The following is a 12,697-nucleotide window of genomic DNA, read 5'->3' on the forward strand; positions in this document are numbered from 1 at the left end:
ATTGTTGCAGAGAAATAAATGGTTCTTTGTAGGGTGGAATAAATTTATCTGCTGTTTTTCCTAGTGATAAAGGTTTAACACTACATTGTCCGACTACTTCTGGCGCCGAAGCGTAATACATACCACCCGGATTTTTTGCTACTTCTTTTAAAGCTTCTGTGGTAGTTGGGATAAATTGAACGTTCGCACCAAATTTTTTTCCTTCTAAGACGTTCTCATCAAAAAATTCGACCGTACCTCCTTCTTCTAAACGGCGGGAGTAAGGCTTAATCTCTAAATTTGGCCCACCTACTTGTTGCCAATTGGTGATTTTGCCAATGTATATATCTTTGAGTTGGTTAACAGTTAAACCAGGGACATTGAGATTAGGATTGACTGCGATCGCAATACCATCAATTGCCACTGGAATTTCTTTTAATTTAAAACCTCGCTGCTGTGCTTTTTGGTATTCTTCGTCTTTAACTGGACGTGATGATTGAGAAAAAGCTAGCTGGTTATCTAAAAGCATTTTTATCCCAGATCCAGAACCTGGAGCGCCTATAGTTGGATCAGTATAGCGTAGTTGAAATTGCGGAAATACAGTTTGGATTGCTGTATCAAGATTTTTACGAATAGGCGCCCAAGTGGTGCTACCACCATAGTTAAACAATCCAGAAGGAATATTTGGTAATTGTGCAAAAGTTTCAGCAGTGGGCTGTTTAATCGGTTCAGATAAATTATTTTTAGCGTTGAAGAATTTAATTCCGGAATTATTAGCTAACCATAAAAAGACACCACCTACCAGCCCTAGCGTAACTACTAGAGTCAAAACCAAAACAGTGGTTTCATTTTTTTGAGACATAAAAAATTTTTAATTATCGCTGTTAAAGCAAATTCTCACTTTAATATGAATCGATATAGGTTAAGGTTTGGTTAATTATTCAGAAGGCAGGAGAAAATTCACAAAAGCGACAGAAATACTACACTCCGAAAATGGGTGTAGAGGAAAGTCGTACTCACTTTCTGTAACTTTTAATTACGTAAAGTTGAAACTGGTACAAAATCAAACCCAGTACCAGAACGAGAAGGATTTTTGCTAGCTATTTGCACCAATTGTACAGGAGCATTGCGATCGCCTGATGGTAAAAACCGAATTGTACCAGAAGCTCCTGTAGTAGAAAATTCCGGTGATGAAAGTGCTTGTTGTATACCGATACGGGTAGGATTACGTTCTAATGCTGCAATGAAAGCACGCGTAGCATCGTAGGCTAAAGCAGTACGCCAGTTGACATCACCACCCCACAGTTGTCTTGACTTTTGCGGGAAGTCAGCACCGAGATTGCTATCAATGTGCCAAGGAACAGCCACCACCATTCCCACTGTTTGTTGTTGTCCAATTTCTAAAGTTTTGGGTGTGTAGATATCATCTCCCCCAAGCAAACTTAAACGTTTTTGGTTTACTTGCACTACTTGTAGTGCTTTATCTAAAGTATTTGTACTCGCAGCTAACATCAAAACCTCTGCACCCTGTTTAATTGCTTGTTTTACACTTTTAGCTGCACTAAAATCGGCTTTAGATAAGTCAAATTCACTTGATACCTGTCCACCTTCTAGGGAAACAGATGAGACAAATTCAGATTTTAAAGACTGGCTATAGTTACTTTCAGAATTGAAGAAAACAGCCGCATTTTTTTTCTGTAAATTTTCTACCATGTACTTTGCCAATGCCCTCGCTGCCATAAAATCACTAGGAACCGTCCGAAAAATATAGCGGCTAAAGTTGGATATTTTGACAGAAGTGCTAATTGGGGAAATAGCCACAAGTTGTCCAGAATTATAAACCTTACCTGCGGCTAAAGTAACATCACTAGCATAAGGTCCCACTACACCCAATACTTCCTGATTTTCAACTAAAGTATTGGCAATTTGTTGGGCAACTTCTGGATTATTATCATCGTTTGCTATCCCAACTTTTAGCGGTACTCCCTTAATTCCCCCCGCCGCATTAATTTCATTTTGAGCTTGGGCAATGCCGCGTAAAATTTCTAAAGAACCATTTGGATCAGTTCCCAATGGTACAGATGCAACAATCGTATAACTTTTGGTAGAACCTATGCGGGCATTGTTCAGAAAGATTAATGTTTCTGGATCATTTTTACTAAATTTCAACGCAGTTTCTAAGTTAGAAACCGCTCTTTTATAGTTACTAGATGCTAGTGCCGTGATACCTTCTTTTTTCGTAGGAGAAGCTTCGATTGGAGATAATGTTTTCTCACCAAAGCTAATCCTATCTGTCACTAACTTTTTATTAGGTTGTAGTAAATTGCCATCTTTTTGAGAGTTTTGTGGCCAAATGTTGTCTTTTAGCAACCATACCCCACCACCTACCAATCCCACAGTAATTAATAAAGTAAGGAATAGAACAGCAGTTTCGTTTTTTTGGGACATAGACAATTAAAAATTAAAATTTTATATAACGCTCGTAGTGAGGACTTTAGTCCTCTTTTATCATTACATTTAAGGGCTAGAGCCGCTTACTACAGACTCTGCAAAGTTACTGTTGGTTCGTAGTGTAGACGCGCCTTCTTCGGCTTCCCATACGTCGTAAGGCGTTCTCGTAGGGTACGCTTAAGCGCTCATAGAGGACTAAAGTCCACCCTTCGGGAAGCCGCTCTTACGAGCGTCTACACTACAAACCTTTAATTATTTACGCTGTTCTACTTATTTCAAAGGAACTGAAGCATTCAGTTTGTAACTGCCAATAATTTGATTAACAGTTGGTAGTAGTTCTTTGTATTGCTCGCTAGGTACAATGTAAGAATCAATGGAAATTTTATCTTCTTGGGATTTGATAAAACTATTAGCTGTGAGTGAGATAGAAGAATTTCCGCTTTTAGCGGTATAACTCCAAGTAATTCTGACACTACCATCCTTTTGTCTGACAGGCTGATCCATTGTAAAATCTTGTTCTTTAGCAGCAAATTTGTTAATAAACCGCTTCAAAATATTAGTTAATTCTTCCTGGTTTGGACTGTTTTGAGTATTGAAGACATTAACTTGAATGAGAGCATTTTCAGTTGGATCAAGCCAATATATAATTACTTCGTCAGCATTGCTGTTATCCTTAAGATTCCAGCCTTCAGGAATATCTATAGAAAATAAACCAGTTGCGTAGGAATAGGTTTTTAAATCGCCTATTGTGAGTCTTTGGGAGTTGTTAGTAGTTCCTAAAGATGAAGAACTTGAAGAATTGGAAGAACTGGAAGAACTTGAAGAAGAAGATTCATTAGGACTAGGACTTATCTGAGTTGGAGTTGATGTTGGTGTATCAGAGTCTTCTTGCTGTGAAGCAATGCCACCAATTACAGCCAATAGTACGATGAGAGATCCAAAGCAAGAATAAACAATAATTCCTGCTTTTGTCCAAGCTCTTTGATGGGCTTTAAAATCTTCAATGCTACGCCATTGGCGACTTCTCCAAGCCCAGGTGTTACCTTTTGCACCCAAAATAAAAGGCATTGGTAGATTCACATAAGGAACCCAAGATAATAGTCCGATCCAAACTTGGTTAGTGATACTCCATAAAGGTGACAACAAAAATGCTCCCCAGTTCCAACCTTGAATTTCTGGAGGTACGGGAACATTGGTATTAAATGTGCCACCTCCACCTAAGAAATTAGAATTTGTGGTTGCAGCAGGTGAGACATACTGCTGAGGATTGTCACTTCCGCCTGACCAATTAGGGTTAGAACCCACAGGAGTAACAACAGGTTGGATGTGTTGAGGATTTTGACCGCGTGAGTTGATGACTGTGGGAGGTGGGGAATATCCACCGGGGTTTGGTGATGCAGGTGGGTTGTATTGCGGAGCAGGTTCTGTGGGGGCTACGTAATTATTAACAGCAGGATTAACAGCAGAAGATTGCAAAGCATCGATCATGTCTTTAGCGGTGGGGTAGCGATCGCCTGGATGATATGCGATCGCTTTATCCAGAATCATCCGCAGACTGGGACTTACATTCATCGCATACTGGTGCCACATAATTTCTGCGGTTCTAGGATCTGTCTGCAACTCTTGTGGCATTCTCCCAGTTAACAGGTAAATCATTGTGATCGCCAAGCTGTAGAGATCGCTGCTGTAAACAGGTCTACCAGCCGCTTGTTCTGGAGGCATAAATCCCGGTGTCCCAATGACAATCGAACTAGTAGGATTTCCCTGAGAATTAACAACTGTACCCATCGATTCCCGTACTGCGCCAAAATCAATTAGCACAGGTACATTATCTGCATCCCGCAAAATTATGTTATCTGGTTTAATATCCCGATGAATGATGTGTTTGCTGTGTACGAAGTTAAGAACGTATAACAAACTCTTGAGGATTTCCCGTACAGCACTCTCACTCATCACTCCTTCGGTGTGTATCTTTTGCGTGAGAGTTTTGCCTTCCACATATTCTTGGACTAGGTAAAACTGACCTTGTTCAGCAAAATACGCATACAAATTAGGAATTCGGTTGTTACTGTTTCCCAAGTCCTCCAAAATCGCCGCTTCTCGCTGGAACCTGTCTTGTACCATTTTATGTATTTGCGGATTCTCTGTGACGGGCTTAAGCTGCTTGATCACACAACGACGACCTGAAGGCAAATGTGTATCTTCTGTCAGAAAAGTTTTACCAAAACCACCTTCTCCTAAAACTTTAACAATCTTGTAACGATTGTTGATAATAGTTTGTAACATTATAATACACAACCTTTATGTTATCTTTCTTACTATATCTAGCGAGTCCCTAGTACAATACAGTGGAAATAATTAGACCTTTGAAAATACAGACAATTTATTAAAGCTATCGTTTTTTACCTTATACCTCCTACCTCTTGACTGCTGATACTAGCTATCTAGTAATGCAAACAATTGAGCAACTTCAAATTACGGAAATTTACTAAGAATAAATTAAATTTGATTGAGTGCATCCATGAGGTTATACCATTTCACTAATTAAGTCTGATACATCTAGTGGCCAAGCAGACAAGGGAAGGGGGAGGATTCGGATCAAAAGTTTTGTGAAATGGCATTGGCTACATGCTCAATAAGTGTCACACAAAATTTATAATCGTTTTATTTGATGGTTTAATATACGAACAATCATTGTTATTTTTTTGATAATAAATAATCAATGATTTTAGCTGTATAAAATCAACTTTTAAACTGTTCGATATACTTTTATAATTATCTTAATGTTTAAAAACTTACTATATTTTTTACACCTTTTGTGTAAAGAATTAATATTTTATGTGTATAGATAATTACTATTGGCTGGGTAGAGGAATAGCCTAATGAGTAATGCATTTCTACGTATGGTTGCTGGTAGTGAAGAGTATTCTTATTCACTACTGACTACTGGTGAAATGGTGCTGGGACGTGATCCTAATAGTTGTCAGATACTCCTAGATTCCAATGTCTACACGATGGTTTCGCGGCGTCATGCGACGATTCGTCCATCTGCAACACCAGATGGGAAAACTAGTTTTTTACTTTGCGATCTCGGTAGTGCGAATGGAACTTATTTAAACGGACAGATTTTACAGGGGTGTCAAGAACTGCAAAATGGCGATCGCATTACTCTAGGAAGTAACGGGCCACAATTCTTTTTCGAGTATCAGTATCAGTACAATCCCCAACCACCTTTAGGAACACCACAGCCAGCACCCTCAAAAACGACAGCAGCGTTCAGCTATTCACCACCCTCATCTAATAACAGTGACGACACTAGTTTGTCGCAACTAATCCCGCTTTTGTCTGCACCCAAAGATTTGACTCGGAAAGCGTACTTAGTACCAGGAATTATTACTGTTGTCTTTGTAGTACTACTATTTTTTGTGGAAGGTTATTTATATCAAATATTACTAGGAAGTTATTTGGGTGGTGCGACCCTATATTTTATCTACCAGTTATGTGGCAAACCTAAACCTTGGTGGGTACTAATTGCTTCAACTGTAACCACAATAGTTGTTTTGGTTAGTCCGATACTAAATCTTTTTATCTTTGTGTTTCGCGTTATTTTACCAGGAAACATACCCGAAGATCCCAGTAACCTCAGCTTTCCAGAGTTATTTATTCGCTTCTTTTTTGGCGCTGGGTTGCTAGAAGAATTACTCAAAGCTTTACCCATTATTGGATTTTATCTGATTGGCAAATCCCTAGCATCTCCTAAGCGAGAACGGATCGGTGTTTGGGAACCCTTAGACGGAATTTTGCTCGGTGCAGCTTCAGCAGTGGGATTTACTTTGTTTGAAACCTTGGGTCAATATGTACCTGGTAGGATTGCAGAGGTGGCTCAAGATATGGGAACAGAAGCGGCTTTGGGAGCAGGGTTGCAGTTACTGATTCCGCGAATACTAGGCGAAGTTGCAGGACACATGGCTTGGAGTGGCTGGTTTGGATATTGTATTGGTTTAAGTATCCTCAAGCCGCGTCTAGCTTCCCGAATTCTACCCATAGGCTACTTAAGTGCTTCTGGGTTACACGGTTTATGGAACAGCAGCGCCGGACTAGCGGGTTCGTTAGGAGTATTTGTTTTAGGGTTGTTGGTGGTAGTCGGGGGAATATCTTACGTTTTATTGGTGACAGCTATTATCAAAGCACGGGCTTTATCGCCGACGCGTGAGCAGAATTTCGCAACTCGCTTTTTTAAGTAATTAGAACCAACCCTTTCAACGTGGATCAAAATTCTCAACAATCAACTCCTCTGTAAGCTCTTATCTCTGTGTTCTCTGTGCCTCTGCGGTTAAATAAATAACTTTTAAACCGCAGAGAACGCAGAGGCGATCGCTACCAGGACTTACGCAAAACTTGGACTTGCCCAAGTTGCGGTACTCATCACGATAGAGATGGTAATGCAGCGATGAATATTAGAGCAGAGGGTATCAGAATGCTGTCCTCCTCTGGGACGGGGGAGGCTAACGCCAATGGAGAGGATGTAAGACCAATTCGCGGACGTAAATCCAAGATGCGGCTATCTTCTGTGAAGTTGGAAGCCCACACTGTACCGTCAGGTCAGTGTGGGTAGTTCACATGTAATAGCAGTCATAATGCTTTGACCTGAGCAACACAGATAATTTTAGTTTAGATTTTTCTCAAACGCATGATCACAGAGTTTATCCATTTCCAGCTCAATATCTCATGGAGCAAAGTATAAAAACAAGGAATGACAAATAGGGTTAACAATGTTGCTAAGGACAATCCTGCAAACACCACAATACCTAAAGGTTGTAAAAATTCCGAACCTTCCCCAATTCCTAATGCTAGAGGAAACATACCTAAAACTGTGGTAATTGTAGTCATTAACACCGGGCGTAAACGTTGGGGAGCAGCTTGCAAAATCGCTGTTTGACGATTAACACCTTGCTGTTCCCGAAGTTGATTTGCTAGTTCCACCATAATGATGGCGTTGTTCACAACAATACCTACTAGCAAGACTGCACCGACAATCACTGTTGCACCAATGGCAGTTTTGGTAATGTAAAGTCCGAAAATACCCCCAGCTAATGCCAAGGGAATGGTAAACATTATTACTAAGGGGTCTATCAAGGAATTGTATTGCACAGCCATAACTACGAAGACTAGAAAGCTGGCTAATCCTCCCAACAACCACAGAGAGTTCTGTAATTGCTGATTAGCTTCTGCTGTCTGACTAGGTAGGATGCTCACGCCTTGAGGTAATTTTAAGTTATTCAATACCTCATTCACTTGTGCTTGGGCATCACTGAGATTTGCTCCTTCGCTCAAATTACCAGCGATAATGAAAACCTGACGCTGGTTAATGCGTTGAATTTCTGAAGGGGCTTGAGCATCAACAATTTTTGCAACATCGCTGAGACGGACTTGACGATTATTTTCTACAAATAAAGGTAATCTTTCTAATTGGGAAGGCGATCGCACAGATTCTTCATTTAATTGCACCCGCACATCTACAAGCCGATTATTGCGTTGGAGCTGTGTTGGTATGCTACCTTCAATGGCGGTTGCAATTGTGTCACCGATCTCTCTAGCAGTTAATCCCACTGCTGCAACTCTTTCCCAATCTGGACGGATTTGCAGTTCCGGTTGACGTGCATCAGCATCGGGACGGAATCTGGCTAAGGTTACTTTTTCTTCTAAAGTTCCTAGTAGTTGCTGTCCAGCTTGCTGTAAGGTGTTTGCATCATTTCCTTGCACAATTATGTCAACTTCTGCTCCCCTGACTGGAGAGTTGGTGAGAATTAAACCACGTACTTGTCCAGGAGCAACGCGCAAACGCACACCTGCTAAATTTAGTTTATTAAATTCTTGGGTAACTCGTTCCACATAGGCTTCTACATCAGAACCAGGTTTGAGGGTGATGGTACTAGAACTCCGTAGGGGATTTTCGCTAGTGTTGCTACCAAACAAACCACCACCAATTGTAGAAAATACGTATTCGGTTTCCGGCTGATTCTGGAGAATTTCATCAACCGCAGCCATGACTTTTTGATTATTTTCTAAAGGAGTACCGGGAGGAAACTGAGCAAATAAACTTGCTTGTCCAGTGTTGATCCGGGGTAGAATTTCTTGGGGAATTTGCGGTGCTACCCAAAAACTACCACCGCCTAATAAACCGATCGCGATCGCTACTGTGATCAAGCGAAAACGCAAAATTTTACTCAAAAAACCACCGTAACTTCTGGTTGCAGCATCAAAACGGCGATTAAACTCCCGGAGGAACCAAAAATTACTCAAACCACTGGAAATTCGCCATGATAGCATCCGAGAAGCCAACATCGGTACTACGGTGACGGCAATTAAAATAGAAGCAGCAACAGCAAAGCTAATTGTCAGAATTAATTCATTGAATAGCAGCGAAATAAAGCCGCCAATCAGCAAAAACGGCAAAACTGAAACTAAGTTGGTGCTAGTAGAAGCTAGCAAAGCTGATTCTACCTCTTGACTACTTTGTTCTGCTTGTTGAATCAGTTGCCATGAACTGAGGCGAGTTCTGGTATCTTTACCAGGAGTCATACCTGCACCTTCGGCAATATTCTCCAGCATGACGATGGAGTTATCCACCACGATACCCACGCCCAAGGCCAAACCACCCAAGCTGAAAATATTTAAAGTTAGCCCAAATAATCCCATCAAAATGATAGCTGCTAAAGTTGCCAAGGGAATTGCAACTACAATAATTAGAGTTTGCCGCACCGAACCCAAAAATAACAGAACTGCGATCGCGGCTAGTGCTGCTCCGATTAAACCAGAACTGGTAACGTTAGAAATAGAATTACGGATAAACCGTGATTCATCCAAGGTAGGTGTGAGAACTGTTCCTTCTGGAATCACACCAGATTTTCTCAGTTCTTCGATTCGCTTTTTCACTCCATCTACAACGTCTATGGTGTTAGCATCCGGTTGCTTTTGAATGCTGACTTTTACTGCTGGTTGTTTGTTGAGTAAAACGAACAAACGTTGATTTTCTGTACCATCAATCACTTCAGCAAAGTCACGTAGGTAGACGCGGCGACTTGGAGTAGAAGTAGTGGAAGTAGTGGAAGTAGTGGAAGAATTCGAGGGGGAAGAAGAGACTTCAAAAGAAAGATTGCTGATTTCATCCGCACTTTGAAAGCGTCCGACGGTGCGAGTGAGAGGTTCAGAATTTTGCCCAAAAATTCGACCACCAGAAACATCTTGGTTGCGGTTGGTGAGTTCGTCGAGTACATCTGTTAAACCAACACCAAGGGCTTGCAAGCGATCCAAATCAATATTAACTCTAACTTCTTCTTGCACTCCCCCAGATACATCTACTCCCGCGACTCCAGATACAACACTGAGTTCACGGGCTAGTTCTTCTTCAGCAAATACACGTAAATCTACTCCTTCTAGCGAAGGTGAAGTTAGTGCTAATTCGTAAATTGGTGATTGGGAAGGATCAACTTTAAATATACGAGGTTCTTCAATTGTGTCTGGTAAGCCACTTCTAGCTCTATTAAATGAGGCTGTAGCATCGTTGAGGGCTTGGTCAATATTACCCCCTGTTTGAAAGAACAGATCCAAATTTACCTGTCCTTCACGGGTTTGAGAAAAAATTTGCACCACACCCTCAGTAGCCGCAAAAGCTTCTTCCAGTGGTCTGGTGATTTCATCAATCGCTACCTCTGGTGAAATTCCAGGGGCTTCTAATCGCACACCAATGCGAGGATAAGTAATTGATGGCAGTAAATCTACTGGTAAGTTAGTAATATAAAATATACCCATTACCATGACTGCCAAAGTAAGCATCAGTGTACCGATGTGTTGACGAATCGAGAGGGCGCTGACACTAAATCCCCCACTTTTTTTTGTTGCCTGCATTTTTTTATATTTAGAGTAGATAAAAATATTTTTTGTTGTACAGGCAAAGTATTTCTACGAAGATATTTATACAAATACTTCGCCCCTACTTATATTTATTTCCCGGTTGTCACCGCAGCAGAATCCAATTTTTCCGAAAGTATTGAAAGACGTACAGCATCCCCTTCTTTGAGAGGCTTACCACTGCGTACTACGTACTCCTCATTCGGTTGCAAACCAGAGATAATTTCTACATTGCCATCATTAGTGTTACCTAATTTTACGGTTCTACTTGCAACCGTTGTTTTGCCTTGTTCTCGCTTCACCACAAACACCTTACCCTGATTACTTTCTGGTTTCGAGTTTGGATTGCGGTTTTGCTTATTCCCTCCTCCTGTCTGAATAGCAGTTAAAGGTACTACTACTTGTTCTTGTCCCTTTTGAGCAAAATTCACTCTTGCTAAAAGTCCACTACCGATTTTTGCTCCATTATTAGGAATCACTACTTCTACTGGTACTAAACGAGCTGTATTGTCAGCAGCTGGGGATATACGTGTCACATTTCCAACGTATGTATTATCACCAAAGGCATCTAACCGTACTTGTACTGATTGTCCTACCTGAATATTTGCCAGTTCTAATTCCGAAACTTGGGCTATAACTTTGACACGACTAAAATCGCCGATTTTTAGAACTTCATTACCTGGTTGCAAAAGATTTCCGGGTTCTGTAACTTTTTCTAAGACTGCACCCGCAATTGGAGATACTAGCTTGGCATAGGATCGGCGTTCTTTGGCTTCTGCTACTAAGGCTTGTTGAGCTGTTAATCTTCCTTTCGCAGCAGCAACAGCTTGTTGTTCTGTACGTACTTGTTCCTGTGCAGCGCGGAAGGCTTGTGTCGCCGTTTGGGCGTTGGTGCGTGCTTGTTCAGCTGCTTGTTGGGCGATCGCTCCTTCTTTGAGGAGTTTATCTTGTCTTTCGGCATCGGCAAGGGCTTGCGTTACTTCTAATCGCGTCCGTTCTACCTCAACACGCGCATTACTCACTTGAGCATTCGCCCTTGCGACTTCTGATTTGAGGGCTGCGAGTTCTGCTTCAGCTTGATTTAAAGCTGTTCGCAGTAGCGTATCATCTACCTGTCCGACTACTTGATTTTTTGTTAAAACATCGCCGACATCTACATTTAAATCCAAAAGCTGTCCTTCAATTTGCGATCGCAGCGATACGGTGCGGAATGGTGTAGTAGTACCTGTGTATTCTAATTGTTCTTGCAGATCATCTTGACGAGCGATCGCCACATCTACAGGTGTTGCACTATCTGTTTGTCCAGATACACCACGACGTTCTTGTTGAGCCTCCGCAGATTCTTTGGGAAGTGATCCACAACCCCCCATCAATAATCCTATACTCAGCCAGGAAATCACCAAGAATACAGATGAACCCGGCAGCAATAAAGGTGGATTTTTAACCAATATACGCTGCTTATTTCCGTCGTAAATCATTATGTTTGGCTCCTACTGAGGCGGTTTTTGCCTAATCACAGCCGCCGATAACTAGTCCTAATTTATAGATGTTGTAAATTTTCCTCCGGGTACATGAAAAAAGGAAAATACCTTTTAACTAAAGATAAAACTGGAAATTTTATTTCATCATTATTACTGTTTTTTGTATACTAAGTGACTTTTTACCTAAAAAGCAGATCATTTATTACAAACTCAGTAAAATTTCATCTGTTTGATACAATTATTAATACAGTATAAATATTGATGGTTTCACTTGTCTCTACTGAAAGGCATAAGACTGATAAATAACAAAAATAAGCCTTTTTATAGTTCTTTTTTAGCCTAGAGATTACATGTTAAAGAAAATACTCCTTTCTTGAGCCATAACACAAATTTATCTAGCAATTAGATATTATTTTGGAGAGTAAAAATGATATTACTCTAAGTATTTTTTGTACTTTTTTTCTCTATCATAGAAACCATACTTAGTAAGTACATGAGAACAAAGTCATGTATACACCCATGACTTAAGTCATATTTTTACTTTATAAATAGTCTCTTATTTGTGAGGATTGCAAAGTTCAGATCCCCGATTTCTGTTGATAATTCGAGAATCTTGTCTCCCACGAATAATTTAGGAATGCTATATCTACAAATCCTACCTCTAAACTCAACAAACTAAAGATCGGGGTGAGTATGTATATTTTCTTTAGTTCAATTTTTTAAGTAACGACTTACCTGAAGGGGCGACGAAATAGACTCAAAAGCTTTGTATGTAAGGCGTGTAACATTTTGTGATAGAAAAAGATAGGTCTAGTTTTGTCAATAAGACCTATCTATTGATAATGTTACCAGAATTTTACCAAAACCACTTAAAA

At 40.5% G+C, this 12,697-nt stretch carries 6 protein-coding genes and 1 pseudogene; 2 read left to right on the top strand and 5 right to left on the bottom strand.

Annotated elements, in window-relative coordinates:
• The 3 genes from ACE1AT_RS21185 to ACE1AT_RS21195 form a co-directional block, all read right to left on the bottom strand.
• On the bottom strand, positions 1-841 hold an 841-nt coding region (locus ACE1AT_RS21185; protein WP_374871908.1), incomplete at its 3' end, for a PstS family phosphate ABC transporter substrate-binding protein.
• A gap of 170 nt (positions 842-1,011) precedes the next feature.
• Complete coding sequence (locus ACE1AT_RS21190) at positions 1,012-2,427, bottom strand: ABC transporter substrate-binding protein (protein WP_374871910.1); 1,416 nt, start codon at positions 2,425-2,427, stop codon at positions 1,012-1,014.
• A 273-nt stretch (positions 2,428-2,700) separates the two neighbouring features.
• Positions 2,701-4,716: a protein kinase gene (locus ACE1AT_RS21195; protein ID WP_374871912.1), complete on the bottom strand. Its 2,016-nt coding sequence runs from the start codon at positions 4,714-4,716 to the stop codon at positions 2,701-2,703.
• Positions 4,717-5,312: 596 nt separating this feature from the next.
• Between ACE1AT_RS21195 and ACE1AT_RS21200 the strand changes: the two genes are divergently transcribed.
• Positions 5,313-6,674, top strand: coding sequence for a PrsW family glutamic-type intramembrane protease (locus ACE1AT_RS21200; RefSeq protein WP_374871914.1), 1,362 nt, complete (start codon positions 5,313-5,315; stop codon positions 6,672-6,674).
• A gap of 149 nt (positions 6,675-6,823) precedes the next feature.
• Positions 6,824-7,045: pseudogene (locus tag ACE1AT_RS21205) on the top strand (zinc ribbon domain-containing protein); the annotation flags it as partial.
• Between the two features lie 56 nt (positions 7,046-7,101).
• On the opposite strand, the gene ACE1AT_RS21210 reads toward ACE1AT_RS21205, so the two are convergent.
• Together ACE1AT_RS21210 and ACE1AT_RS21215 are read right to left on the bottom strand one after the other, a co-directional pair.
• Entirely contained in the window at positions 7,102-10,338 is a 3,237-nt protein-coding gene (locus ACE1AT_RS21210; protein WP_374871916.1) for an efflux RND transporter permease subunit, read from the bottom strand.
• Between the two features lie 95 nt (positions 10,339-10,433).
• Complete coding sequence (locus ACE1AT_RS21215; protein ID WP_374871918.1) at positions 10,434-11,819, bottom strand: efflux RND transporter periplasmic adaptor subunit; 1,386 nt, start codon at positions 11,817-11,819, stop codon at positions 10,434-10,436.
• Between the last annotated feature and the right edge of the window lie 878 nt (positions 11,820-12,697).

Source organism: Pelatocladus sp. BLCC-F211 (assembly GCF_041928655.1).
Taxonomy (GTDB): domain Bacteria; phylum Cyanobacteriota; class Cyanobacteriia; order Cyanobacteriales; family Nostocaceae; genus Pelatocladus.

What these genes read in the sequence shown, in the direction of transcription:
- ACE1AT_RS21190 (WP_374871910.1), bottom strand. Translation starts at nt 2,427, where the DNA reads ATGTCCCAAAAAAACGAAACTGCTGTTCTATTCCTTACTTTATTAATT.
- ACE1AT_RS21195 (WP_374871912.1), bottom strand. Translation starts at nt 4,716, where the DNA reads ATGTTACAAACTATTATCAACAATCGTTACAAGATTGTTAAAGTTTTA.
- ACE1AT_RS21200 (WP_374871914.1), top strand. Translation starts at nt 5,313, where the DNA reads ATGAGTAATGCATTTCTACGTATGGTTGCTGGTAGTGAAGAGTATTCT.
- ACE1AT_RS21210 (WP_374871916.1), bottom strand. Translation starts at nt 10,338, where the DNA reads ATGCAGGCAACAAAAAAAAGTGGGGGATTTAGTGTCAGCGCCCTCTCG.
- ACE1AT_RS21215 (WP_374871918.1), bottom strand. Translation starts at nt 11,819, where the DNA reads ATGATTTACGACGGAAATAAGCAGCGTATATTGGTTAAAAATCCACCT.